Genomic DNA, 23,659 nt, shown 5'->3' with positions numbered 1-23,659 from the left:
AGAAGGGTCGCGCCCCGGACCCAGCCCGGAGCGCCGTCAGGATCAGTGGGGATAGAGCCGGCCCTGGCGCAGGTCTACCTGCTGGCCACGCTCGAAGCGCCGGTGCGGCGAGCGCACCCAGCGCTCCTCGCCCGCCTCGTCGCGCACGATGTAGGCGGTGCCGCTCTGCCCGCTGGCGCGCTGCACCTGCGCCCCGGACCAGCCCCCCAGCGCCGCCCCCACCACGGCGCCGACCGGCCCGCCGGCGGCGGCACCGACCATCAGCCCGGTCAGCCCACCGAAACCGGTGCCGACCGCGTTTTCTTCCCGCTCTGCCACCACCTCGGCGGCCTGGAGGGTTTGCATGGCCAATAGGCCGGTTGTGAAAGCAAGCAAGGCAAGGTGTTTCATCTGAGTACTCCTGTTTTGGGCATTGCGCCTGGAGTTACTCAGCTTTCGTGCCAGGTATTTTTCTATTTAATTTCAATGACTTGATGCAGTAAAAAGTCGTGATAACAACGATGACTCGCGGTCGATATGACATTCAATGAGGTCGAAATGACAGCGATGTAGCAGTGACTGCGGTTCTGGAGGGGCACCGATGTAAACGGGATGCTTGATCCCCCTGCGAGTTCAGGTTCGGCAGAGCGTTAGCCTCGCCGAACTTCCCAGCTCATTCGGCATTACCCGCGTTATGTCTTAAGATGGCGGACTGCCGAAAGAACCGTCATGGCCGTAGCCATGAAGGGCTTTCATTCTTTACAGACACCTGTGGTGAAGATGAACAAGCCTTTCATTTCGCTGTGCCCTGAAATTACTCGGGCACACGCGCTGAAGCTGATGGACTGGTTGGAAGATGAGCGCGTCACCTGCTACCTGAGCGATTCGCGTCATACCTCGCGCTTCATCGAGCAAGCCATCGATCGTACTCAGTTACCGATCCTGACCCATCTGTTCAACCGCGGCGGCCGATTCTTCATGGCCTATGACCGGCATGACGCTCCGGTGGGCTTTGTCCGTCTGATCAAGACCGGCGCACAGTGCGAAATCGTCCTGGTAATCGGAGACAGCGACACATGGGGCCGCAACCTTGGCACCAGCACCCTCCGCGAAGGCATGAAACTGGCGTTTCTCGACATGCGGGCCGAAAAGCTAATCGCCAAGATCCACCCGGATAACGTGCGCTCGCTAAAAGCCTTTCTGCGCAGCGGCTTTCTGCTTGAGAGCGAATCGCCTGCATTGAAGTCATTTTCCATGACGGCAGGGCGCTATCTCCAGCTCTTGCGCGAAGGTAGCGCTGGCGACTCCGGCAGGATCTACATCACTGAAGTCGACAAATCCAGGCTCGAGAGCCTTATCGCACTCGAGCAGGGCCCGGCCGTTGTTGAGCTCGAACACGAGCTTGAACGAGTCATTGTCGTCAAGCCGCAGCAGGTGGCGTGCAACGTCGTCACGATGAACTCCAGGGCCTTGCTGCAGTTGGACGAAGAAGAGCTCGAAGTGGCCTTGGTCTACCCGGAGGACGCGGACACCAACGCTGGGAAGCATTCCGTGTGTTCCGACATCGGCGCGGCCATCCTCGGCTATCAGGAAGGGGACGCCATCGACTGGCGTATTGCTGATCGGACCTGCCGGATTGCCATCAGGAAAGTGCTTTACCAGCCGGAGGCTGCGGGCCATTTCCACCTCTGATTGCGATCTTGGCTCGCGCTCAGAATCAATGGGGACAGACCACGCTTTATCCGAAGCGCAGGCTCTAGGTCGCAACACTTTCCTCGGCTGAAGCTACAGGTTTCGCCCTGCACGGCGAGTCACTTTCTCTTTGCGCGCGCAAAGAGAAAGTAACCAAAGAGAAAGCGCGCCCGACATCCGGGTCTGGCCTGCGGCCAGACTTCCCTCGCTCCGGTGCTACTCCGGGGGCCGGCTTACAAGGGCCATCCTTGGCCCTTTAAGCCTCTCGCCGCATCCATGCGGCTCGTCCCCCTGCGCAACACCTCCACTCGGCCTCCTGACGGGGTTCGGGCTACGAGTTGCCTGATGGCTTTCCCTGGCGCTGCGCGCATTGATCGTTCCCATGCCCCGCGCCCATTCGTTGTTTTGTACGGGCCGGCAGCTCTGTGACGAGGAGCGTAACGGGATTAGCTTCCACGCAGAGCGTGGGAGCTGGAGAAGGCACATGACTGTCAGGCAGCTCCAAACGCCCCTTCAGGAGGGTGAGCGGAATCGTTGCGTAGAGGGGTGAGCCGCATGGATGCGGCGAAAGGCTTACAAGGGCCAGGGACGGCCCTTGTAAGCCGACCCTCGGAGCAGCGATGGAGAGAACGAACCCGGAGCGAAGCGGAGGGCCGGATGGCGGGGCAAGCCCTTTTGGTTCCTTTTGGGGCGACTGCCAAAAGGAACCCGCCCAGCAGGGCGGAACTGAAGCAGTCAGCAACTGGGTAAATAGCAGCGGCACGAAACCATCAAACAAAGCCCCTCTCCCCCACCCCTCTCCCGTAAACGAGAGAGGGGAGTTACAGTGCCCGACCCAACTCCCCGCCAGCCCTGAGCAAGAACCCGATGAGCAACGACCCCCTCCACGGCCTGACCCTGAAAGCCATCCTCCAGGCCCTGGTCGACAAGCACGGCTGGGAGCGCCTCGGCCAGCTCATCGCCATCCGCTGCTTCACCCACGAACCCAGCCTCGAATCCAGCCTCAAGTTCCTGCGCAAGACACCCTGGGCGCGGGAGAAGGTGGAGGCGCTCTATATCAGGGACATTGCCCGCAGCCGCTAGCCCTCAGGGCTTCAGGTAGCGCTGGCGAATCTGCGCATAGCGGCCCTCGGCGATCTGCCGGCGCAGCGCCTCGGCATAGCGCTGGACGAACTCGGGCGCGACGCTCTTCTTGCTGAAGGCGGTTTCCGCGCCCTCGCTGGACACCACCACCGGCGTCGCCAGGATCAGCTCGCTCAGGCCCAGGTCGGCCAGCTCCTGTTGGCCGGAATGTTCGTCGGCGATCACACCGTCGATGCGCCCCTTGGCGACCATGCGCCAGAGGTTGAGACGGGTGGCGCTGAACTCCATGCGCTCGTGGAAGGCCGGGGTCTGGATCAACTTCTGGTAGCCGGGGCCATAGGACACGTCGATCTGCGCGCCGAGGCGAAACGGCGTATCGCGCAGCTGCAGCAGCTCGCTCACCGGCCAGCGGGCGGCGGCCTCGCGGTGCATGAACAGGATGTTGCGCGAGGGTTCCTCGATCACGCCGGAGAAGTGTGCGTAGACCTCGCGCTCGGGCTTGCGGAAGGCGCCGGTGAGCACGTCGAGGCGCCCCTGTTCCAGATCGCGCAGGGCCCTGGCCCAGGGCAGGCGCACCAGGCGTACCTCGCACCCCAGGCCTTCTAGCACCTCGCGGGCGCTGTCGATGGAGATGCCGGCGATGGAGCCATCGGCCAGCTGCATGCTGAAGGGCGGGTCGTTGTCCCAGCGCAGCGACATTTCGCAACCGGCCCTGGCCAGGCCCGGCACGAGGAGTAGCAGCCCCAGCAGGAGGCAGCGGCAGTGCGGCGTGGTGAGGCTGGGCAGAGGCATCGGGGCGCTCGCGGGACTGCTCGGGGCCGGGAGCCTCCGACTCTAAGAGAAAGTCGACGCCTCGGTAAAGCGCGCCGTGTTCAGGGCTTGAAGCCCTTGACCGCCTCCAGCCAGGCCGGATCGAGGCGCTTCTGCTCGATATCCAGCCCGCGCTGTGCCATGGCCTCGCGGTGGGCATCGATCTCCCACACCATCTGGCCGAGGTCGCTGCTGTTGCCGTCCAGCTGGTGCATCTGGGTCACGCCCAGGTGGTAGAAGCGCAGCAGCTTCATGGCGCTCTCGTCACCCGCCGCCACGCCGGCCTTGACGTGGTGCATGACGTTGGTGACGCGCATCAGGCTGCGCTTGAGCTGCCAACCGTACACCGCCGCCGCCATGAACGGCCGCTGCCACAGTTGCTGGCGCACCAGGGCGATGGTCAGGGCCAGGCCGAGCAGCACGCCGAGCAGATTCCACTTGAAGTTGTCGCCACCGGGCGTGCCCAGCAGCTGGGTGCTGGCAGTGGCGCAGAGCATGCCCAGCGCCAGGAAGATGGCCGCCAGCGCCAGGGTGCTGCGGCGGGTCTGCTGGCGGTAGTGCTCGGGGTTCATGGGCTGGATTTCGAACATGGCGAGTCCGCGGGAATGCCTTGGGGGCGCCAAAAATGCCCGATCACCTTCGCGCCGTCGAGCCCTGCGCAGTGACAAGAGGCTTCAGAGCACCTCAATGCGGTCGCGGCCGTTGGCCTTGGCCCGGTACAGCGCGCGGTCGGCGCGCTCCAGCATGCTCTGCGGGTTCTCGTCGCCACGGAAATGGGTGATGCCGAAGCTGGCGGTCTTGCGCAGTACGGTGTCGAAGTCGAACTGGTGGATGCGCTCCTGCAGGGTACGCGCGACGGCCTGGGCCTGCTCGGCGTCGATCTCCGGCAGGATGACGAGAAACTCCTCGCCACCCAGGCGACCGACCTTGTCGATGCTCCTGACGTTGTTGCGCAGCAGCGTGGCGAACTGGCGCAGCACGCTGTCACCCACCGTATGGCCATGGTGATCGTTGACGTGCTTGAAGTGGTCGATGTCCAGCAGGATCACCGAGAACGGCGTGCCATAGCGCCGGGCACGGGCGATCTCATCGGCGAAGAACTGGTCGATGCGGGCGCGGTTCCACAGCCCGGTGAGGCCGTCGAGGCTGGCGCTGAGGGTCAGCTGGCCCTGGTGCAGGAACATGGTCTTGTGCGCCTTCTCGAGGATGAAGGCGCAGAGCAGGCCGAAGGACAGCGAGGCGAGCACCCAGATCAGGTGCAGGCGTTGCGGCCCGGGTTGCAGCGCCCCGTCGAGGGTGACGATGGCCACCACCAGGGTGGAGGCCCCGGCGCTCAGCGTGGCCTGGCGCAGGTTCAGCCCGGAGACGGTGAAGGTCCACATCAGGGCGAGGTAGATCTCCGGGGCGAAGTAGGCGAAGTCGGCCCCGCCGTGGTTGAACGCCAGGTTGGCGCTCACCGCGCCCACCGGCGCCACGCAGAGGGTGACGAGCATGCCCCGGTGCCAGGCCTCGCGGTAACTCATCAGGCCCACGGCGAGCAGTGCCAGGGGCACCAGCAGGCCGTGCACCAGCAGACGCGAGCCGAGGTGGTCGCGCGCCACATTCTGCTCGATGGCGGCGTAGACCAGGTACAGCGCCATGGTCAGGAAGGCGACGTAGCGGATCTGCAGCAGCTTGGCCTGGCGGTACCAGCAGGCGAAATCCTCGCACGTCGCATGCGGCAGGCCGTGCAACGGATTCAGCGACCGCATCAGCCTGTCGATCCACCCCACCAGCGGCTCCTCCTCATGAGCTGCTCGCTATTTCGGCACAAGCATCGCCGACATGAGCTCAGAATGCCATCAGGCCTCGACCTGGCTCCACTGCTTGCTCAGGCGCTTGTCCGACACCGCCATCCTGGTGCCCAGCTGCTGGGCGAACAGCGACACGCGGTACTCCTCCAGCATCCAGCGATACAGCACCAGCTCGGGGTCGCGCTTGCCCTCCTGGGCGTGCTTGGCGGCGCGCGCCTGGTACTGCTCCCAGGCGGTGCTCAGCTCGCCGGTCCACACCCGGTCGCGCTGCAACTGCCCGCCGATTTTGTCAAAGCGCTGTTCGATGGCCTTGAGATAACGCGGGATTTCCTTCAGCCACTCGCCGGGCGTTTCGCGCACGAAGCCGGGGTAGACCAGGTTGGCCAGCTGCTGCTTGATGTCGTTGAGCGCCATGGCCTGGGCCAGGTCGATCTTGCCCTTGAAGCGCTTGTGCAGGCCGTGGGTGAGCTTGAGGATGTCCAGGGTGAGTCTGGCGATGCGCTCGGCGTGGCCGGTCCAGTCGCCGCGCTTGCGCTCGGCCAGCTGCGCCAGGGCGGCGCCATCGCGCGGCAGCGTCGCTTCGCCGTCGAGGATGCAGGCGTCCAGGCTGGCCAGCAGGATGTCCTCGACCAGCGCCTCGGGGCGGCCCATCTCGCGGTACAGCAGGCCCAGCTCGGTGAGCCCCGGCAGCTTGCCGCGCAGGTACTTGGCCGGTTCGGCCAGCTGTTGCAGCAGCAGCCTCTGCAGCGCGCGGCGGTGCTGGAAGTCGGCCTCGGCCTGGGTCGGGAAACGGCCTTCCTTGACCACCCCGCCCTCTTCCACCAGCGCCGGGAATACGGTCATGGAGAGGCCGGCGATCTTCTGCTGGGTCTTCTCGGCGACCTGGGCGAAGGCCTTGGCCTCCACCGGCTTCTGTTCCTGCTTCTGCTGCGGGATGGCCAGGGCGGCCTGGCTGGCTTCGGCGAAGCGCGCGCACAGCTCGGCCAGGTCGCGGCCTTCACCGAGGAACTTGCCGCGCGCATCGACCACCTCGATGTTCATCTTCAGGTGGTTTTCCAGCTGCTGCGCCGCCTCCTCCCAGGCCTCGTCGGGCACGCGCGCGCCGGTCATGCGGGTCAGTTCACGGCCGAGCGACTCGGGCAGGCTGCCCTGGCCGAAGGCGATCTTCGACAGGGCCGCGCCGACGAAGTCCGGAACCGGCACGAAGTTCTTGCGGATGGCCTTGGGCAGGCCGCGCACCAGGGCGATGGCCTTGGCCTCGATCAGGCCCGGCACCAGCCATTCCAGGCGGTCCGCCGGCAGCTGCGGCAGCAGCGGCGCCGGCACGCGCAGGGTCACGCCGTCGCGCGGATGATTGGGTTCGAAGTGGTAGGTCAGCGGCAATTGCAGCTCGCCGAGCGGGAGGATGTCCGGATACTGCGCGGCGGTGACTTCCTTGGCATCGCGCGCCAGCACGTCTTCCTCGCGCATGATCAGCAGCTGCGGGTTCTTCGCCCCTTCGCTCTTGTACCAGTGCTCGAAGGTCGCGGCCTGGTGGATCTCCGCCGGGATGCGCGCCTCGTAGTAGGCGTAGAGGGTTTCCTCGTCGGCGAGGATGTCGCGACGCCGGGCCTTGGCCTCCAGTTCGTCGAGGCGTTCGAGCAGCTCGCGGTTGGCCGCCAGGCAACGGGCGCGGCTGTTGATCTCGCCGCGCACCAGACCCTCGCGGATAAACAGCTCGCGCGAGGCGACCGGGTCCACCGGGCCGAAATGCACCGGGCGGCGGCCGACCACGATCAGCCCGTACAGGGTGACCTGCTCATAGGCCACCACCTGGCCACGGCGCTTTTCCCAATGGGGCTCGAAGTGGTTCTTCTTGATCAGGTGGCCGGCCAGCGGCTCGATCCAGTCCGGCTCGATCTTGGCGACCATGCGGGCGAACAGCTTGGTGGTTTCCACCAGTTCGGCGGTCATCACCCAGGCCGGCTTCTTGCGCCCGATCACGCTGGACGGGTGAATCCAGAAGCGCCGCTGGCGCGCGCCGAGGTAGTCGCCGTCCTCGCTCTTCTGGCCGATCTGGCTGAGCAGGCCGGACAGGATCGCCTTGTGCACCGCGGCGTAGCTCTTGGCGCGTTGCGCCGCCTCGCTGGCCTCGGCCTGCTCGCGGACGATGACATTGACCTTGGTATCGCTGGTGGGCTTGGCCTTCTGCTCGCCCTGGGCCGGACGCTCGCGACGGCCTTCCGCCTTGCTCGCCGACAGCTGCAGCTCGCGGGCGATCAGCACCAGCTGGCGATGGGCGTCGCGCCATTCGCGCAGACGCAGGTAATTCAGGAAGTTCTTCTTGCACCAGTTGCGCAAGGGGTTTGCGCCCAGCTCCTGGCGCTTCTCCTCGAAGCCGCGCCACAGGTTGATCAGCGCGGCGAAGTCGGAATCCACGTCCTTCCACTGCGCATGCGCCTGGTCAGCCGCCTGCTGACGGTCCAGCGGCCGCTCGCGCGGGTCCTGCACCGACAGCGCCGAGGCGACGATGAGGATTTCGTCCAGGCTGCCGAGCTTGGCCGCCTCCAGCACCATGCGACCCAGGCGCGGGTCGATGGGCAGGCGCGCCAGTTGGCGCCCCAGCGGGGTGAGCTGGCCCTCGCGGTTGACCGCCGAGAGTTCCTGCAGCAGGTTGAAGCCGTCGCTGATGGCCTTGCCATCCGGCGGCTCGATAAAGGGGAAATCCTCGATGCTGCCCAGGCGCAGGTGCAGCATCTGCAGGATCACCGCCGCCAGGTTGGTACGCAGGATTTCCGGATCGGTGAATTCGGGGCGGGCGAGGAAGTCCTCCTCGCTGTACAGGCGGATGCAGATGCCCGGCTCGACCCGGCCGCAACGGCCCTTGCGCTGGTTGGCGCTGGCCTGGGAAATGGCCTCGATGGGCAGGCGCTGCACCTTGGCACGGTAGCTGTAGCGGCTGATACGCGCGGTGCCGGAGTCGATCACATAGCGAATGCCCGGCACGGTCAGCGAAGTCTCGGCGACGTTGGTGGCCAGCACTATCTTGCGTGCGCCCATCGGCGCGAAGATCTTCTGCTGTTCGGCCGGGGTCAGGCGTGCATAGAGCGGCAGCACCTCGGTCAGGCGCAGGTTGGCCTTGCGCAGCACCTCGGCGGCCTCGCGGATCTCGCGCTCGCCGGGGAGGAACACCAGCACGTCGCCGGGGCGCTTGCCCTCGGCCCGTTCATGGGCGGCGATCTCGTCCAGCGCGGCGAGGATGCCCTGGTCGACGGTCAGGTCGTCGAGCAGGCTCTCGCCCTCCTCGTCCACCTCGGCGGCCAGCGGGCGGTACCAGGTCTCCACCGGGTAGGTGCGGCCGGAGACCTCGATGATCGGGGCGTTGTCGAAGTGCTTGGAGAAGCGCTCAAGATCGATGGTCGCCGAGGTGATGATCAGCTTGAGGTCGGGGCGGCGCGGCAGCAGGGTTTTGAGATAGCCCAAGAGGAAGTCGATATTGAGGCTTCGTTCATGCGCCTCGTCGACGATGATGGTGTCGTACTTTTCCAGGAAGCGATCGTGCTGGGTCTCGGCTAGCAGGATGCCGTCGGTCATCAGCTTGATCAGGCTGGCGTCGCCGGAATGGTCCTCGAAGCGCACCTGGTAGCCGACCAGCTCGCCCAGCGGGGTGCCGATCTCCTCGGCCACCCGGGTGGCCACGCTGCGCGCGGCCAGGCGGCGCGGCTGGGTGTGGCCGATCAGGCCGTGCACGCCACGGCCCAGCTCCAGGCAGATCTTCGGCAGCTGGGTGGTCTTGCCCGAGCCGGTCTCGCCGGCGATCACCAGCACCTGGTGCTCCTGCAACGCCTTCTTGATCTCGTCGCGCTTGGCGGCGATCGGCAGGGCGTCGTCGTAGCGGATGCTCGGGATGCTGCGCTGGCGCGCCTCGACCTTGGCCACTGAGGCCTGGAAGCGCTCCAGCCACTGCGCCAGCTTGGCCTCGTCCGGCGGCGTCTGCTTCTGCAGCTCGTGCAGCTGGCGGCGCAGGCGGTGGCGGTCGGCCTGCATGGCCTGGTCGAGGTTCTTCTGCAAGGTGTGGAAGTCGGTCATTGCAACGCGGCGGTCTGGGGAGGGCGGGCGGCGATTGTCGCAGATTGCGCGGCCCGGCGTGAAACCGCGCGGCTCAGCGCGCGGCCGGCGGCAGGCCGGCCAGCAGCTTGCCGAGCAGGTCGAACAGCTGGGTCTGTTCGGCTTCGTCCAGCCCCGCCAGCAGGCGGCGCATATTGGCCACGTGCGCGGCCATGATGCCGTCGATCAGGGCGAAGCCGGCGGCGGTCAGCGCCACCAGCACCCCGCGCCGGTCGCTCGGGTGCTTGCGCCGTTCGATCAGCCCGGCCCTCTCCAGGCGGTCGATGCGGCTGGTCATGCCGCCGGAGGAGATCATCGCCGCCTCGTACAGCGCGGTGGGCATCAGCGCATAGGGCTCGCCGGCGCGGCGCAGGGTGGCCAGCAGGTCGAACTCGCCCGGCTGCAGGCCATGGGCGGTGAAGAACGGCACTAAGTGATCGCGGCTGATCAGCTGGCTCAGCTCACCGAGGCGCCCCAGCAGAGCCATGGGAAAGGGGTCGAGGTCGGGACGCTGCTGGCACCACTGGTCGGCGGCGGTTTGCGCACGATCGTGCATGGACTGCTCCACTTATCTTGCCATCAAGATACTTATCATCAAGAATGCAGCCATCCTAACCCGAGGAGACCGCCATGTCGCGCCCCTGGCTTTCCCTGTTCCTGCTGCTGGCCGTGGGCGGCCTGCTCGGCCTGATCGGCAACGTCGCCAAACTCGCCGCCGCCAGCGGCTGGCCGCCGGTGGCCCTGCTGCTGTGGAGCCTGCTCGGTGCCGGCGGCCTGCTCTGCCTGCTGGCGCTGGCCCGCGGTGAGGCGCCCAGCCTGCGGGGGCCCTACCTGCGCTACTACCTGGTTTCCGGGCTGGTCAGCATCAGCCTGCCCAACGCCCTGCTGTTCAGCGCCATCCCCCACGTCGGCGCCGGCTTCGCCTCGCTGTGCCTGGCCTTCCCGCCGCTGCTGACCTACGTGCTGGCCCTGGCGCTGCGCATGGAGGGCCTGCAGCGCCTGCGCCTGCTCGGCATCTTGATTGGCCTGGCGGGCAGCCTGATCCTCGCCCTGGGCAAGCTCGGCAGCGGCGACAGCCCGCTGCTCTGGGTACTGGCGACGCTGGTCATGCCGGTGTTCCTGGCCATCGGCAACGTCTACCGCTCGCGCCACTGGCCGGAAGGCGCGCGCCCGCTGCAACTGGCGCCCGGCATGCTGCTGGCCGGCGCCCTGCTGCTGTTGCCGCTGGGACTGTTCGGCGTGGAGCTGCGCCCGGCCTGGGAGCAGGCCGCCGCGGCCTGGTGGCTGGTCGCCGAGGTAGCGCTGTTCGCCGGCATGTACGCGCTCTACTTCGTGCTGCAGAAGGTGGCCGGCGCGGTGTACCTGAGCCAGATCGGCTCGGTCACGGCCATCACCGGCGCGGCGGTGGCGATCTTCCTGCTCGGCGAGCAGGGCTCGGCCTCCATGCTGCTGGCCGCCCTGTGCACCACGGTCGGCGTGGCCCTGGTGGCTCTGCGCCCGGCGCGGACCGCGGGCTAAAGATCATCCGATCCGGACCGTTACAGGGAGTAGCGGCGGCTCTCTTGACCCGGATCAAGCCGGGGCGAACTGTCGCAGGCATGATAGCGGCCTTGTGCCATCCCATCAGACGCTGAAGAAGTTCGCCATGGATGCATGGATTCGTAATCTCTCTCTGAAATACAAGTTCTGGGCCGTCAACCTGGTGGCCTTCGCCACCACCCTGCTGCTGGTGCTGTTCGCCATGCAGCAGGAGCAGCACGGCCGCGCCGAGACCGCGCGCCAGGCCGGCCAGGCCCTGGCCGTGCAACTGGCGGCCCTGGCGGAGCTGCCGGCAGCTAGCCAGGCCCGGCGTTTCGCCGCCTCGGCGCAGCCGCCGCTGGGCCTGCCGCGCACTGCCCGAGGCTGGGTGGAGCTGGAGCATGACGGCCTGTGGGGCGACTCGCCGCTGATCGGCGCCTGGGTGCTGGACAGCGCCGACGGCCAGCGCCTGGCCCTGCCGGTACACGCGCCGAGCCTGTGGCAGGTGTTCGGCGAGCGCGCCGGCGCCTACGCCATCGCCGTGGCCGTGCTGATGCTGCTGTTGCTGGGCGCCTCGCAGCTGCTGATCCGCTTCATCCTCGGCCATCTCAACCAGCTCAAGGACGTGATGCTGCACGTGGAGCGCAGCGGCGACCTGGCCGCCCGCGCCGAACTCGACAGCGGCGACGAAGTGGGCCAGATGGCCAGTGCCTTCAACGCCATGCAGGCCGGCTACCAGCGCGTGGTCGGCACCGTGGCCCAGGCCGCCGCCAGCCTCGACGAAGGCGCCAGGCGCCTGGCCGCGAGCATGGAACAGGTGCGCAGCGGCATGCTCGGCCAGCAGGCCGAGACCGACCTGGCCGCCACCGCGATCAACGAGATGTCCGCCACCGTGCACGAGATCGCCCGTCATGCCGGTGACACCCGCGACCAGTCCGCCGAGGCCGACCGCCTCAGCGGCGTCGGCCAGCAGGTGGTGGCGCGCGCCGGCTCGGCCATCGCCAATCTGTCGCAGGGCGTGCAGCAGACCGCCGAGATGATCCAGAAGCTGGCCGAGGACAGCCGCACCATCGGCGGCATGGTCGAGACCATCCACGGCATCGCCGAGCAGACCAACCTGCTGGCGCTCAACGCCGCCATCGAGGCGGCGCGTGCCGGCGAGATGGGCCGCGGTTTCGCCGTGGTCGCCGACGAGGTGCGCAACCTGGCCAAGCGGGTGCAGGACTCCACCGACGAGATCACCCGCATGATCGGCAACCTGCAGGCGGCCAGCCGCGACGCCGTGGAGTTCATGCGCGAGAGCTCGATCAAGGCCGACCACTGCGTGCAGGAGGCCGAAGCGGCCGGCGGCGCGCTCGGCGACATCGCCCGTGCGGTGGCGCAGATGCGCGACAGCAACGTGCAGATCGCCGTGGCCGCCGAGCAGCAGAGCCAGGTGGCCGAGGAGATGACCCGCTCGGTGGTGGGCATCCGCGACGTCACCGAGCAGACGGTGCAGCAGACCCTGGCCTCAGCCAGCACCAGCGCCGAGCTGGTCGGCCTGGCCGACGAGCTGGGCAAGGCGATCCGCAAGCTCAAGCTGTAGCCCTCTCGCCCCTCCTGCGGCAGAGGGGTGAAGAGCGGTACGACAGAAACGAAAAAGCCCCGGCGAGGCGGGGCTTTTTCATGGCCGTGAAGATCAGGCCGTGGCGGCCAGCTTCTTCAGCTCCTGGTCGCGCAGCTCGCGGCGCAGGATCTTGCCGACGTTGGTGGTCGGCAGGCTGTCGCGGAACTCGACCGAGCGCGGCACCTTGTAGCCGGTGAGGTTGGCGCGCATGTGCTCCATCACCTGCTCCTTGCTCAGGCTCTCGCCCGGGCGCACCACCACGAAGACCTTGATCGCCTCGCCCGACTTCTCGTCCGGCACGCCGATGGCCGCGCACTGCAGCACGCCCGGCAGGGTGGCGAGCACGTCTTCCAGCTCGTTGGGGTACACGTTGAAGCCGGACACCAGGATCATGTCCTTCTTGCGATCGACGATGCGCATGTAGCCGTCGTCCTGGATCACCGCGATGTCGCCGGTCTTCAGCCAGCCATCGGCCGAGAGCATCTCGTCGGTGGCTTCCTGGCGCTGCCAGTAGCCCTTCATCACCTGCGGGCCCTTGACGCACAGCTCGCCACGCTCGCCCAGCGGCAGGTCGTTGCCGTCGTCGTCGATGACCTTGCACTGGGTCGAGGGCACCGGGATGCCGATGGTGCCGATCTGGATGTTCTGGTAGGGGTTCACCGACACCACCGGGCTGGTCTCGGTCATGCCGTAGCCTTCGCAGATGGCGCAGCCGGTGACTTCCTTCCAGCGCTCGGCGGTGGCCAGTTGCAGGGCCATGCCGCCGGACAGGGTCAGCTTCAGGCTGGACAGGTCCAGGCGACGGAACTCCTCGTTGTTGCACAGGGCGACGAACAGGGTGTTGAGGCCGACGAAGGTGCTGAACTTCCACTTCGACAGTTCCTTCACCGTGCCCGGCAGGTCGCGCGGGTTGGTGATGAGGATGTTGTGGTTGCCGGTCAGCATCATCGCCATGCAATGGAAGGTGAAGGCGTAGATGTGGTACAGCGGCAGCGGGCAGATGACGATCTCGCAGCCCTCGCCGAGGTTGGAGCCCATCAGCGCCTTGGACTGCAGCATGTTGGCCACCAGGTTGCGGTGGGTCAGCATGGCGCCCTTGGCCACGCCGGTGGTGCCACCGGTGTACTGCAGCACGGCGATGTCGGTATTGCTCGGGCTGGCCTCGGTGACCGCCTTGCCACGACCGAGGGCCAGGGCCTGGTTGAGCTTGACGGCCTGCGGCAGGTTGAAGGCCGGAACCATCTTCTTCACGTGCTTGACCACGGTGTTGACCAGCAGGCGCTTGAGCGGCGGCAGCAGGTCGCCCACCTCGGTGACGATGACGTGCTTGATGCCGGTCTTGGGCAGCACTTCTTCGGCCAGGTGAGCCATGTTGGCCAGGCAGACGAGGGCCTTGGCGCCGGAGTCGTTGAACTGGTGTTCCATCTCCCGCGCGGTGTACAGCGGGTTGGTGTTGACCACGATCATGCCGGCGCGCATGGCGCCGAATACCACCACGGGGTATTGCAGGACGTTGGGCAGCTGCACGGCGATACGGTCGCCGGGCTTGAGATCGGTGTGGTTCTGCAGATAGGCGGCGAAGGTGCCGGAGAGTTGGTACAGCTCGCCGTAGGTCAGGGTCTTGCCCATGTTGCTGAAAGCAGGCTTATCGGCAAAGCGTTGGCAGGACTCTTTCAGTACGGCCTGGATGTTGGGGTACTGGTCGGCATCGATTTCGGCAGCGATTCCGACAGGGTATTTGTCCTTCCAGAAGTTATCGGTCATGGAAGCCTACTCCTGAGCAACAGCTTGTCTACACCGCGCGCAATGGCGGTTGTTTGTTGTGATGATTGACCTTGACGCGAGATGGGGACTGGCGCAAAGCGTGCCGAGAGTAGCAGCTTTGCCAGGGTGCGCCTAGCACCAAACATGGCCGCAGCGGTCATAAAAGTGACCGAACCATCCAGCCTGGTCACCAGCGCCACCACGGGACAAAAAAGCCCCTGGGACGGGGCTTTTCGGCACCTGCCGGCACAAGCGATGCCGGTCGGGAACGGGCGTCAGGCGATGTCGCGCAGCTCGCGACGGAGGATCTTGCCGACGGGCGTCATCGGCAGGGCGTCCTTCAGCACGATGTGCTTGGGCACCTTGTAGCCGGTGAAGTTCTCCTTGCAGTAGGCCTTGATCTCCTCGACGGTGACGCCACCTTCGCGGGCCACCACGAACAGCTTGACCGCCTCGCCGGACTTCTCGTCCGGCACGCCGATGGCCGCGCAGCTGGCCACCTTGGGGTGGGCCATGACCACGTCCTCGATCTCGTTGGGGTACACGTTGAAGCCGGAGACGATGATCATGTCCTTCTTGCGGTCGACGATGCGCACATGGCCGTCCGGGTCGATCACGGCGATGTCGCCGGTCTTGAACCAGCCCTCCTCGTCCAGCACCTCGGCGGTCGCCTCGGGGCGCTGCCAGTAGCCCTTCATCACCTGCGGGCCCTTGATGCACAGCTCGCCGCGCTCGCCCAGCGGCTGCTCGACGCCGTTGTCGTCGATCACCTTGAGCGTGGTGCCGGCCACCGGAATGCCCACCGAGCCCAGGCGCGCCAGCTTGCCATAGCAGTTGGTGGTGGCCACCGGCGAGGTCTCGGTGAGGCCGTAGCCCTCAACGATGGTGCAGCCGGTCATCTGCTGCCAGCGCTCGGCGGTAGCCTTGACCAGCGCGGTACCGCCGGAGTTGGTCAGCTTGAGGCGGGAGAAATCGAGGTTCTTGAAGTCCGGGTGATCCATCAGCGCGACGAACAGGGTATTGAGGCCGAGCAGCGCGGAGAACTGCCACTTGCCCAGCTCCTTGACGAAGCCGGGGATGTCGCGCGGGTTGGTGATCAGCACGTTGTGGTTGCCGCTGACCATCATGCACATGCAGTTCGCGGTGAAGGCGTAGATATGGTAGAGCGGCAGCGGCGCGATCATGATCTCGCCGCCCTCGCGCATCAGCGGCTGGCCGTCCTCGCCGATCTGCTGCAGGCAGTTGTGCACCTGCTGCATGTTGGCCACCAGGTTGCCGTGGGTGAGCATGGCGCCCTTGGCCACGCCGGTGGTGCCGCCGGTGTACTGCAGCACGGCGATGTCGTCCAGACCCTGCTTGGCCGGCTGGAAGGCGTGGCCCTTGCCCTCGCGCAGCGCCTGCTTGAAGGACACGGCCTGCGGCAGCTGGTAGTCCGGCACCATCTTCTTCACGTGCTTGACCAGGGTGTTCACCAGCCAGCCCTTGAGGCTCGGCAGCATGTCGCCCAGGCGCGCCTCGATCAGGTACTCGACCTGGGTGTCGGGCAGCACTTCCTGGACCGCCTTGCCGAAGGTGTTGAGGTACACCAGGGCGCGCACGCCGGCGTCGTTGAACTGGTGGCGCATCTCGCGCACGGTGTACAGCGGGTTGGTGTTGACCACGATCAGCCCGGCGCGCATGGCACCGAACACGGCGATCGGATACTGCAGGATGTTGGGCATCTGCACGGCGATGCGGTCGCCGGGCTTGAGGTCGGTGTTCTTCTGCAACCAGGCGGCGAAGGCCGCGGAATGGCGCTCCAGCTCGGCGTAGGTCATGGTCACGCCGAGGTTGCTGAAGGCCGGGCGGTCGGCGAATTTCTTGCAGGATCGCTCGAACACCTCGACCACCGAGCGGTAGGCGGTCATGTCGATCTGGTTGGATACCCCGGCCGGGCGCTTGTCGTCCCAGAAGTCAGGTTGCATTGTTGTTATTCCCCTTGACCTGAATGTGCGGGCCGGACGCCAGCGATTGCGACCGGGCTGTGCCGGAACTTAACAGTTGGTGCGTCACAGGCAAATACCTGTGGTCACTCATTGACCGCGTGAATCTTTACCATGCTTTTCGGCGATTCATGCCCGACTGGGCTATAGCTACTAATCGCCCCCGACATACCCGCCTTCATGCCCCCAAGATTCTGGCCCGCCCTCCTCGCCCTGTTCTGCCTGCCGCTGGCGGCCGAGCCGCGCCTGGCCACCCTGGAATACCCGCCCTACAGCTCGGAGCACCTGCCCGGCGGCGGCAGCATAGTGGAGCTGACCCGCCGCGCCTTCGCCACCCAGGGCCATGCCCCGCAGATCGATTTCCTGCCCTGGGCACGGGTGCGCGCCGAGCTGCGCAACGGCAACTACCAGGGTGCCCTGGCGCTGTGGCCGCAGGAGATCAAGGAAGAGCGACTGATCGCCTCGCGCCCGCTGTTCTACAGCCAGCTCGGCCTGTTCGTGCGCATGCACGAACGGCAACCCGTGCACAGCCTGGCCGACCTGCGCGGGCGCCGGGTCGGCATCGTGCGCGGCTACGGCTATCCGCCGCGCATCCTGGCCTCGGGCCTGCTCGCCGAGGAGGCGGTGGACGACATCAGCAACCTGCGCAAGCTGGCGGCCCGGCGATTCGACCTGGTGCTGCTGGAGCGCATCGTCGGCGAACACCTGGTGGCCGGCGACGCGGCGCTGCGCGGGCGCCTGGCCTGGCAGGAGCCGGCGCTGGAACGCATCCCGCTGATGGTCGGCTTCAACGCACCGCGCCCCGGCCAGCCGGACTGGGCGGCGATCTTCGAGCGCGGCCTGCGCGAACTGCACGCCAGCGGCGAATACATGCGCATCCTGCGGCGCTACGCCGCGCCACGCTGAGCCTCGGCGGGCGTGGCACTTTGCGCGGCCGGCCGGGCCATGCACAATGCCGCCACTCCCAGGGCACAAGGACCCGCCATGCAACTCGAAGAACTCTGGATCGGCGCCAGCGACGGCAGCCAACTGTTCGTGCGCCGCTGGCACGGCGACGCAGCGCCGCGCGCGGTGCTGATGATCGCCCACGGCATGGCCGAACATGGCGCGCGCTATGCCCGCCTGGCCGCACAGCTGGTGGCGGCCGGCCACGAGGTCTACGCCCTCGACCAGCGCGGCCACGGCCGCACCGCCGAACGCGGCGTGCTCGGCCACTACGCCGACGCGGACGGCTGGAACAAGGTGGTCGGCGACCTCGCCACCCTCAACCACCACATCCGCCAGCAGCACCCGCAGACGCCGATCTTCCTGCTCGGCCACAGCATGGGCAGCTACATCGGCCAGGCCTACCTGATGCAGCACAGCTGCAGCCTGCAGGGCGCCATCCTGTCCGGCTCCAACTGCCAGCCGCTGGCGCTGTACAAGCTGGCCAGCCTGATCGCCCGCGGCGAGCGCTGGCGCCTCGGCCCGCTGGGGCGCAGCCGGCTGCTCGACCGGCTCTCCTTCGGCTCGTTCAACCAGGCCTTCAAGCCCAACCGCACCGCCTTCGACTGGCTCAGCCGCGACCCGGCGGAAGTCGACCAGTACATCGCCGACCCGCTGTGCGGCTTCATCTGCACCACCCAGCTGTGGTGCGACCTGCTCGCCGGCCTGCAGCAGATCACCCCGGTGCGCAACCTGGCGCAGATCGACAGCGCGCTGCCGCTGCTGGTGATCGGCGGCGACCGCGACCCGGTCAGCCAGGGCAAGCGCCTGGTCGACCTGGCCAATGCGCTGCGTGCCGCCGGCCTCAAGGAAGTCGAACTCAAGCTTTATCCCGAGGCCCGTCACGAGCTGTTCAACGAGAGCAACCGCGACGAGGTCACCACCCATCTGCGCGACTGGCTGGAGCGGGCCCTGACCCGCGGCCGTTGCCATACCACCGCCTAGGAGCACGCCATGACCCAGGTCACCAACATCCCCTACGACAAACTGGAAGTGGGCCAGCAGGCCAGCCTCGACAAGCGGGTGGAGGAGCGCGACATCCAGCTGTTCGCCGCCGTCTCCGGCGACAACAACCCGGTGCATCTGGACGCCGCCTTCGCCGCCGAGACGATGTTCAAGGAGCGCATCGCCCACGGCATGTTCAGCGGCGCGCTGATCAGCGCCGCCATCGCCTGCCGCCTGCCCGGCCCGGGCACCATCTACCTCGGCCAGCAGCTCAAGTTCACCCGCCCGGTGAAGCTCGGCGACACCCTGACGGTGAAGCTGGAAGTGCTGGAAAAACTGCCCAAGGGCCGCGTACGCCTGGCCACCCGGGTGTTCAACCAGAACGCCGAGCAGGTGGTGGACGGCGAGGCCGAGGTCCTGGCCCCGCGCGCCGAGCAGACCCTGAGCATGCCGGAGATGCCCAAGGTCACGGTCGGTTGACTGGAGTCCAGGTCCGGGTACGACAAGGCCGCTCATTGAGCGGCCTTTTTGCTGAGTCATCGTTGCCGTAGCCCGGAGTCAGCCTGGGCCGAGTCAGCCCAGCGCTACTCCCGCTCCACCCGCACGCTCGCCGTCATCCCCGCGCTCAGCGGCAGCTCCTTCGGCACCGCCTCCAGCTCGATGCGCACCGGGATGCGCTGGGCCAGGCGCACCCAGTTGAAGGTCGGCTCGACATTGGCCAGCAGCTGCGCATCCGGCGCCGCATTGCGGTCGGTGATGCCGCGGCTGATGCTCTGCACCCTGCCGCGCAGCGGCTCGTCGCCGCTCATCAGGATCACCTCGGCCGGCGCGCCGACGCGGATGCCCGGCAGCTTGGTCTCCTCGAAATAGGCCTGCACGTAGAAGGAATCGTCGGCCACCAGGGCCATCACCGCCTGGCCGGCCTGCACGTAGTTGCCCTGGGCCAGGTGCAGGTTGGTGATCTGCCCCGCACGTGGCGCGCGCACCTCGCTGCGCTGCAGGTTGAGCTCGGCCAGCTTGACCTCGGCCTCGGCCTGCTGGAACTCGGCGCGGGCGATCTCGGCGTTGATCTGGGCGTTCTCGCGCAACTCGGCGCTGATCGCCTGCGGGCCCAGGCGGGTGCGCCGGTTGGCCTCGTGCTCGCGCAGGCGCAGCTGCTGGCGGCGCGTCTCGGCCAGGGCGCGGGCCTTGTCCAGGGCGGCCTGGTAGCGCTCGCGGTCGATGCTCATGAGCAGGTCGCCGGCCCTGACCTGCTGGTTGTCCTGCACCTTCAGCTCGACCACCCAGCCGGACACGTCCGGGGCCAGGGTGACCACGTCGGCGCGCACCCGCGCATCGCGGGTCCAGGGCGCGATCATGTAGAAGTGCCACAGCCACCAGCCGGCCAGCAGGGCCAGCAGCAGCGCGATCAGGGTCACCGCCATGCGCGGAAGTGCGTTCATCAACAACTCCTCACCAGGTGGCCAGCGCCGCCAGCAGCGCCGCCAGTACACAGACATACAGGGCGCAGTCGAACAGCGCCTCGTGCCAGATCCAGCGCGCCAGCCCGGCACGCTGCAGGGCCAGGCGCAGCACGCCGGTCAGCAGCAGCGCCAGCAGCGCGTACAGCAGCATGGGGCTGAGCAGCACGCCGCCCAGGGCCCATTCACGCAGTGCCATCGGAGTCTCCTTGCCGGTCGCACCACTGGCGCCAGCTGTGGGTCAGTTGTAGCAGCGCCGCCTCGGCCAGGCGCAGCTCGATGCCCTGGGGGTATTCGTGCAGCGCGCGCAGCAGGGCCGTGGCCGGCGCCTCCAGGGCCGCGCCCCGGGCCGGCTGCGGCCCCTGCAGCAGCAGGCGCTGCACCTCGGCGAAGAAGTGCCGCTCGGCCTCGCGCGGGGTGGCGGGCGCGGCGGCCAGGCAGGCGCGCAGGTGCAGCAGCTCGTCACCCAGGTCGAGGCTGTCGAGGCCGTCGTCCCAGCGGCTGCGCCGCTCGTCCGGCAGCTGCGGGTAGTGGCGGGCCAGCTGCAGCAGGCGATCGGCCATGCGCCCGCCGAACCAGTTCTCGGCGCCGTCGAGGCTACGCGAGCAGAGCCGTGCCAGATCCTCCAGGGTCGCGCGCAACAGGCGCCGGGCATGCCACAGCGGGTTGCGCAGCACCACCAGGCGCAGCGCCAGCACGGCGCAGCCGACGCCGATCAGCATGGCCAGCGCCTCGTTGAGGAAGAAGGCGACGTCATAGACCATGTCGTTGCGCGGCGCACAGAGCACGATGAAGTGCAGGCAGAAGGAGGTGGCGGCGCCGGCCAGCGCCGGCCGCGCCATCGCCAGCAGGCCGCACAGCAGCGGCACGCCGAGCCCCAGGCAGAGCATGGCAAAGCCGTTCCACTGCGGCAGCAGCAACTGGCCGACGACGAAGGCCACCGGCAAGGCGTAGAAGATGCCGCGCAGGAAGGCCATGCCGATCAGGTCGGCGTTCTCCCGGCTGGCGAACAGGCTGCACACCACCGCCGCCAGCAGCAGCGCGCCATTGGCGGCGGGCCAGCCGCTGGCCAGCCAGAAGGCCGACAGTGCCAGCAGGGTCAGGCAGCTGCGCAGGCCATAGACCGCGGCGGTCTGCACATCGCGATGCCAGGACAAGGCCGGCGGCGCATCCTCTGGCGGCTCGCCGCGCTCCACCGCGAGCAGGGCCTGCCGTGCACGCCCCAGCTGCCGCGCCAGCAGCGCCAGGCGCCCCAGACAGTGGCGGCGCGCCGGCGGCTGCTCGGCCTGCTCGGCCGCCGCCAGCAGGTCACGGTACAGCTCATCCGGCGCCGCCTCGGCGTCGCCGAGCCGCGCCCGAAGGCGCTCCAGCCAGGGCGCCAGGGCACGCGCGTCGGCCTCGTCCAGCTGCCGCCACTGGCGCGCCACGCCGCGTGCCGTGCGCAGCAGGCCGAGCAGCTCGCGGGTCAGCGCGCGCAGGCCGCGGGCACGCTGGCGGCCGCGCCGGCCCTCGAACCAGGCATGCTCGCGCTGGGCATCCACCGCGACGATGCGGCCGAGGGTCTCCAACAGGCCCTGGCGCTGCGCCGCCCGGCCCTGCAGGGCCGCCGCCGCGGCCTGGGTGCCGCTCTGCCAGGCCGCGCGCGCCTGCTGCACCAGCTGTCGCTCGACCCGCTGTGGCCAGAGCACGGCGCTGACCGCCATGGAACAGAGGATGCCCAGGCTGATCTCGGTGCAGCGCGCCACGGCCGCATCGAACACCTGCAGCGGCTTGCCGAGGATCGGCAGGCAGATGATCGCCACCGTGTAGCCGGCCAGCACGAAGGAGTAGGCCCAGGCGCTGCGCAGCAGGGTCGAAGCGCCGGTGCACAGCCCCAGCCACAGCGCCATCACCAGCAGGAACAGCCAGGGGGCCTGGGCGAACAGGGCCATGAACAGTACCGCCATGCCGGTGCCGATGAACGTGCCGAGCAGGCGCGCCAGGCCCTTCTGCACCACCATGCCGGCCAGCGGCTGGGCGACGATGAAGGCGGTCATCAGCGCCCATTGCGGCTGGTCGAGATCGAAACGGAAGGCGCACCACAGGGCCAGACCGCCACTGAGCAGGGTCTTGAGGGCGAACTGCAGCGCCACGGGGCTGGGCGCAAGGAAGGCCGAGAGGGAATCACGCACGGCGGCTACCTGATGGACTCATGCTGGACATGCCATTACGGCAGATACAAACAGAAGCTAATTATTAGCTAACTATCATTAAGCCTCCAGTCGAATCTTCGCTACAGGAGTTTTAGCGGATATGTCCCGATGCTGCCGCCTGCGCCAACGCCGGTTATGCTCGGACGAGGCAGACAAGATGAGGCAAGGACATGCGACGCTCATCCGCCCTACCCACCCTGGCACTGCTGGCCTGCATGGGCCTGCTGGCCGCCTGCAGCCGTATCGACCTGGCCTACCGCAACCTGGACTGGCTGCTGACCTGGCGGGTCGACCAGTACCTGGACCTGGATCGCCAGCAGAAGGCCTGGCTCAAGCCACGCCTGCAGGAGCACCAGGCCTGGCACTGCAGCACGCAGATGCCACAGCTGGCCACCTGGCTGGAGGAAGACGGCGCCCGCCTGGACGTCGGCCGCCTGGACAGCGACCGCCTGCTGCAGCGCCTCGGCCAGCTGCGCCAGGCGCTCGACGCGGTGTCCGTGGAAGTCGGCCCGACCGCCGCCGGCCTGCTGCAGCAGCTGAGCCCGCAGCAAGTCGAACAGCTGCGCCAGGCCCTGGCCGAGGAAAACGCCGAGCTGCGCCGTGAGTATGTCGACCCGCCGGCGGACCAGCTGCTGGAGCGCCGCCGCGTGCGCATGGAAGAACGCCTGCAGCCCTGGTTCGGCCAGCTCGATGCGGCACAGCGCGACCTGGTGGTGCGCTGGGCACGGCAGCTGGAGGGCCAGAGCCCGCTCTGGCTGGACAGCCGCCAGCGCTGGCAGGCGGCGCTGCTGGCAACTCTGGAGCAACGCCAGGCGGAGGACTTCGCCGCCCGCATCGAGCAACTGTTCGCCCAGCGCCAGGACTACTGGAGCGAGGACTACCGCGCCGCCTTCACCCGCAGCGAGCAGGCCCTAGCCGAGCTGCTGGGCGGGCTGATCGCCAGCAGCTCGGCGCAGCAGCGCCAGCACCTGCAGGCGCGCCTGGGCGAGCTGCGCGAGGACATCGCCGGGTTGAGCTGTGAGACGACTACAGGGGCGGCAGTCGCCAATCGATCGGAGTGAGGCCGCACTGCTCCAGGTACTTGTTGGTGCGGCTGAAATGGCCGTTGCCGAGGAAACCCCGGTAGGCCGACAGCGGCGAGGGGTGCGCCGACTTCAGCACCAGGTGGCGGGTGCTGTCGATCAGCTTCTGCTTGCTCTGCGCGTGCGAGCCCCAGAGCAGGAACACCAGGTTGCCCGGCCGTGCGTTGACCACCTCGATCACCTTGTCGGTGAACGGCTGCCAGCCCTTGTCGGCATGCGAGCCGGCGCTGGCCTGCTGCACGGTGAGCGAGGTATTGAGCAGCAACACGCCCTGGTCCGCCCAGCTCTGCAGGCAGCCATGCTCGGGGATGTCGATGTTCAGGTCGCGCTTGAGCTCCTTGAAGATGTTCACCAGCGAGGGCGGCGCCGCCACCCCGGGCTGCACCGAGAAGCACAGGCCATGGGCCTGCCCCGGACCGTGGTAGGGGTCCTGGCCGATGATCACCACCTTGACCCGCTCCAGCGGCGTGGAATTGAGCGCGTTGAAGATCAGCGGGCCCGGCGGGTAGATCACCTTGCCGGCGGCCTTCTCGGCGCGCAGGAACTCGCTCAGCTCGCGCATGTAGGGCTTGTCGAACTCCTCGCGCAGGGCCTCCTTCCAGCCCGGTTCGAGTTTGATGCGGTCGTCGGCGCCCATGCGGTGTTCCTGCTGCGAAAAACGGAAGCGGCACGCTAGGCAAGGG

At 67.6% G+C, this 23,659-nt stretch carries 20 protein-coding genes and 1 pseudogene; 9 read left to right on the top strand and 12 right to left on the bottom strand.

Features of this window, described 5'->3' with window-relative positions; all coding sequences use genetic code 11:
- Window positions 1-42: 42 nt before the first annotated feature.
- Window positions 43-345: a hypothetical protein gene (locus AAG092_RS17535; protein WP_258371495.1), complete on the bottom strand. Its 303-nt coding sequence runs from the start codon at window positions 343-345 to the stop codon at window positions 43-45.
- A 363-nt stretch (window positions 346-708) separates the two neighbouring features.
- Between AAG092_RS17535 and AAG092_RS17530 the strand changes: the two genes are divergently transcribed.
- Both AAG092_RS17530 and AAG092_RS17525 read left to right on the top strand, forming a co-directional pair.
- On the top strand, window positions 709-1,671 hold the full coding sequence (locus AAG092_RS17530) for a GNAT family N-acetyltransferase (RefSeq protein ID WP_373387680.1): 963 nt from the start codon (window positions 709-711) through the stop codon (window positions 1,669-1,671).
- Window positions 1,672-2,538: 867 nt separating this feature from the next.
- Window positions 2,539-2,754, top strand: a complete 216-nt coding sequence (locus AAG092_RS17525) for a VF530 family DNA-binding protein (protein ID WP_373387679.1) — start codon at window positions 2,539-2,541, stop codon at window positions 2,752-2,754.
- 3 nt (window positions 2,755-2,757) lie between these two features.
- Here AAG092_RS17525 and AAG092_RS17520 read toward each other — a convergent pair whose 3' ends face one another.
- The 5 genes from AAG092_RS17520 to AAG092_RS17500 form a co-directional block, all read right to left on the bottom strand.
- A complete protein-coding gene (locus AAG092_RS17520) occupies window positions 2,758-3,546 on the bottom strand; it encodes a substrate-binding periplasmic protein (RefSeq protein ID WP_373387678.1) in 789 nt (262 codons plus the stop codon).
- 80 nt (window positions 3,547-3,626) lie between these two features.
- The gene (locus tag AAG092_RS17515) at window positions 3,627-4,154 is read right to left on the bottom strand and encodes a DUF3087 family protein (RefSeq protein ID WP_110681798.1); all 528 of its coding nucleotides are present in this window, start codon (window positions 4,152-4,154) and stop codon (window positions 3,627-3,629) included.
- Between the two features lie 84 nt (window positions 4,155-4,238).
- Window positions 4,239-5,315, bottom strand: coding sequence for a diguanylate cyclase (locus AAG092_RS17510; RefSeq protein ID WP_110681797.1), 1,077 nt, complete (start codon window positions 5,313-5,315; stop codon window positions 4,239-4,241).
- A 90-nt stretch (window positions 5,316-5,405) separates the two neighbouring features.
- The gene (hrpA, locus tag AAG092_RS17505; RefSeq protein WP_373387677.1) at window positions 5,406-9,425 is read right to left on the bottom strand and encodes an ATP-dependent RNA helicase HrpA; all 4,020 of its coding nucleotides are present in this window, start codon (window positions 9,423-9,425) and stop codon (window positions 5,406-5,408) included.
- A gap of 73 nt (window positions 9,426-9,498) precedes the next feature.
- Window positions 9,499-9,999: a MarR family winged helix-turn-helix transcriptional regulator gene (locus tag AAG092_RS17500; RefSeq protein ID WP_373387676.1), complete on the bottom strand. Its 501-nt coding sequence runs from the start codon at window positions 9,997-9,999 to the stop codon at window positions 9,499-9,501.
- Window positions 10,000-10,073: 74 nt separating this feature from the next.
- On the opposite strand from AAG092_RS17500, the gene AAG092_RS17495 reads away from it, so the two are divergent.
- The 3 genes and pseudogenes from AAG092_RS17495 (at window position 10,074) to AAG092_RS17485 (ending at window position 12,546) form a co-directional block, all read left to right on the top strand.
- On the top strand, window positions 10,074-10,961 hold the full coding sequence (locus AAG092_RS17495; RefSeq protein ID WP_373387675.1) for an EamA family transporter: 888 nt from the start codon (window positions 10,074-10,076) through the stop codon (window positions 10,959-10,961).
- Between the two features lie 127 nt (window positions 10,962-11,088).
- Window positions 11,089-11,676 (top strand): annotated as a pseudogene (locus AAG092_RS17490) (HAMP domain-containing protein); the annotation flags it as partial.
- On the top strand, window positions 11,662-12,546 hold the full coding sequence (locus AAG092_RS17485; RefSeq protein ID WP_373389615.1) for a methyl-accepting chemotaxis protein: 885 nt from the start codon (window positions 11,662-11,664) through the stop codon (window positions 12,544-12,546). The pseudogene AAG092_RS17490 and the gene AAG092_RS17485, both read left to right, overlap by 15 nt.
- A gap of 93 nt (window positions 12,547-12,639) precedes the next feature.
- On the opposite strand, the gene fadD1 is transcribed toward AAG092_RS17485, so the two are convergent.
- The gene (fadD1, locus tag AAG092_RS17480) at window positions 12,640-14,331 is read right to left on the bottom strand and encodes a long-chain-fatty-acid--CoA ligase FadD1 (protein ID WP_373387674.1); all 1,692 of its coding nucleotides are present in this window, start codon (window positions 14,329-14,331) and stop codon (window positions 12,640-12,642) included.
- Between the two features lie 275 nt (window positions 14,332-14,606).
- The gene (gene fadD2 / locus AAG092_RS17475) at window positions 14,607-16,295 is read right to left on the bottom strand and encodes a long-chain-fatty-acid--CoA ligase FadD2 (RefSeq protein ID WP_110681791.1); all 1,689 of its coding nucleotides are present in this window, start codon (window positions 16,293-16,295) and stop codon (window positions 14,607-14,609) included.
- A 198-nt stretch (window positions 16,296-16,493) separates the two neighbouring features.
- On the opposite strand from fadD2, the gene AAG092_RS17470 reads away from it, so the two are divergent.
- From AAG092_RS17470 to AAG092_RS17460, 3 genes are all read left to right on the top strand, one after another.
- Window positions 16,494-17,219 (top strand): substrate-binding periplasmic protein, encoded by a 726-nt coding sequence (locus AAG092_RS17470; protein WP_373387673.1) that lies wholly within the window; start codon window positions 16,494-16,496, stop codon window positions 17,217-17,219.
- Between the two features lie 78 nt (window positions 17,220-17,297).
- Window positions 17,298-18,242, top strand: a complete 945-nt coding sequence (locus AAG092_RS17465) for a lysophospholipase (RefSeq protein WP_373387672.1) — start codon at window positions 17,298-17,300, stop codon at window positions 18,240-18,242.
- Window positions 18,243-18,251: 9 nt separating this feature from the next.
- The gene (locus AAG092_RS17460) at window positions 18,252-18,722 is read left to right on the top strand and encodes a MaoC family dehydratase (RefSeq protein ID WP_110681788.1); all 471 of its coding nucleotides are present in this window, start codon (window positions 18,252-18,254) and stop codon (window positions 18,720-18,722) included.
- 104 nt (window positions 18,723-18,826) lie between these two features.
- On the opposite strand, the gene AAG092_RS17455 is transcribed toward AAG092_RS17460, so the two are convergent.
- The 3 genes from AAG092_RS17455 to AAG092_RS17445 are packed head-to-tail and all read right to left on the bottom strand — an operon-like array spanning window position 18,827 to window position 21,873.
- Window positions 18,827-19,684, bottom strand: a complete 858-nt coding sequence (locus AAG092_RS17455) for an HlyD family secretion protein (RefSeq protein ID WP_110681787.1) — start codon at window positions 19,682-19,684, stop codon at window positions 18,827-18,829.
- 10 nt (window positions 19,685-19,694) lie between these two features.
- Window positions 19,695-19,901 carry a DUF1656 domain-containing protein gene (locus tag AAG092_RS17450; RefSeq protein ID WP_373387671.1) on the bottom strand — a complete coding sequence of 69 codons (207 nt, stop codon included), beginning with the start codon at window positions 19,899-19,901 and terminating at the stop codon, window positions 19,695-19,697.
- Complete coding sequence (locus AAG092_RS17445) at window positions 19,888-21,873, bottom strand: FUSC family protein (protein ID WP_373387670.1); 1,986 nt, start codon at window positions 21,871-21,873, stop codon at window positions 19,888-19,890. The genes AAG092_RS17450 and AAG092_RS17445 overlap by 14 nt, the downstream gene beginning before the upstream one ends.
- Window positions 21,874-22,064: 191 nt before the next feature.
- Here AAG092_RS17445 and AAG092_RS17440 point away from each other — a divergent pair, with 191 nt between their 5' ends.
- Window positions 22,065-22,955: a DUF6279 family lipoprotein gene (locus AAG092_RS17440; RefSeq protein ID WP_373387669.1), complete on the top strand. Its 891-nt coding sequence runs from the start codon at window positions 22,065-22,067 to the stop codon at window positions 22,953-22,955.
- Here AAG092_RS17440 and ung read toward each other — a convergent pair.
- A complete protein-coding gene (gene ung / locus AAG092_RS17435) occupies window positions 22,921-23,613 on the bottom strand; it encodes a uracil-DNA glycosylase (RefSeq protein ID WP_373387668.1) in 693 nt (230 codons plus the stop codon). The genes AAG092_RS17440 and ung overlap by 35 nt on opposite strands.
- Between the last annotated feature and the right edge of the window lie 46 nt (window positions 23,614-23,659).

Source organism: Pseudomonas alcaligenes (genome assembly GCF_041729615.1).
GTDB lineage: Bacteria > Pseudomonadota > Gammaproteobacteria > Pseudomonadales > Pseudomonadaceae > Aquipseudomonas > Aquipseudomonas alcaligenes_B.
The sequence above is the reverse complement of the archived record's forward strand: the minus strand, read 5'-3'. Positions and strand labels throughout refer to the sequence as shown.

What these genes read in the sequence shown, in the direction of transcription:
- AAG092_RS17535 (WP_258371495.1), bottom strand. Translation starts at nt 345, where the DNA reads ATGCAAACCCTCCAGGCCGCCGAGGTGGTGGCAGAGCGGGAAGAAAAC.
- AAG092_RS17530 (WP_373387680.1), top strand. Translation starts at nt 709, where the DNA reads ATGGCCGTAGCCATGAAGGGCTTTCATTCTTTACAGACACCTGTGGTG.
- AAG092_RS17525 (WP_373387679.1), top strand. Translation starts at nt 2,539, where the DNA reads ATGAGCAACGACCCCCTCCACGGCCTGACCCTGAAAGCCATCCTCCAG.
- AAG092_RS17520 (WP_373387678.1), bottom strand. Translation starts at nt 3,546, where the DNA reads ATGCCTCTGCCCAGCCTCACCACGCCGCACTGCCGCTGCCTCCTGCTG.
- AAG092_RS17515 (WP_110681798.1), bottom strand. Translation starts at nt 4,154, where the DNA reads ATGTTCGAAATCCAGCCCATGAACCCCGAGCACTACCGCCAGCAGACC.
- AAG092_RS17510 (WP_110681797.1), bottom strand. Translation starts at nt 5,315, where the DNA reads ATGCGGTCGCTGAATCCGTTGCACGGCCTGCCGCATGCGACGTGCGAG.
- hrpA (WP_373387677.1), bottom strand. Translation starts at nt 9,425, where the DNA reads ATGACCGACTTCCACACCTTGCAGAAGAACCTCGACCAGGCCATGCAG.
- AAG092_RS17500 (WP_373387676.1), bottom strand. Translation starts at nt 9,999, where the DNA reads ATGCACGATCGTGCGCAAACCGCCGCCGACCAGTGGTGCCAGCAGCGT.
- AAG092_RS17495 (WP_373387675.1), top strand. Translation starts at nt 10,074, where the DNA reads ATGTCGCGCCCCTGGCTTTCCCTGTTCCTGCTGCTGGCCGTGGGCGGC.
- AAG092_RS17485 (WP_373389615.1), top strand. Translation starts at nt 11,662, where the DNA reads ATGGCCAGTGCCTTCAACGCCATGCAGGCCGGCTACCAGCGCGTGGTC.
- fadD1 (WP_373387674.1), bottom strand. Translation starts at nt 14,331, where the DNA reads ATGACCGATAACTTCTGGAAGGACAAATACCCTGTCGGAATCGCTGCC.
- fadD2 (WP_110681791.1), bottom strand. Translation starts at nt 16,295, where the DNA reads ATGCAACCTGACTTCTGGGACGACAAGCGCCCGGCCGGGGTATCCAAC.
- AAG092_RS17470 (WP_373387673.1), top strand. Translation starts at nt 16,494, where the DNA reads ATGCCCCCAAGATTCTGGCCCGCCCTCCTCGCCCTGTTCTGCCTGCCG.
- AAG092_RS17465 (WP_373387672.1), top strand. Translation starts at nt 17,298, where the DNA reads ATGCAACTCGAAGAACTCTGGATCGGCGCCAGCGACGGCAGCCAACTG.
- AAG092_RS17460 (WP_110681788.1), top strand. Translation starts at nt 18,252, where the DNA reads ATGACCCAGGTCACCAACATCCCCTACGACAAACTGGAAGTGGGCCAG.
- AAG092_RS17455 (WP_110681787.1), bottom strand. Translation starts at nt 19,684, where the DNA reads ATGAACGCACTTCCGCGCATGGCGGTGACCCTGATCGCGCTGCTGCTG.
- AAG092_RS17450 (WP_373387671.1), bottom strand. Translation starts at nt 19,901, where the DNA reads ATGGCACTGCGTGAATGGGCCCTGGGCGGCGTGCTGCTCAGCCCCATG.
- AAG092_RS17440 (WP_373387669.1), top strand. Translation starts at nt 22,065, where the DNA reads ATGCGACGCTCATCCGCCCTACCCACCCTGGCACTGCTGGCCTGCATG.
- ung (WP_373387668.1), bottom strand. Translation starts at nt 23,613, where the DNA reads ATGGGCGCCGACGACCGCATCAAACTCGAACCGGGCTGGAAGGAGGCC.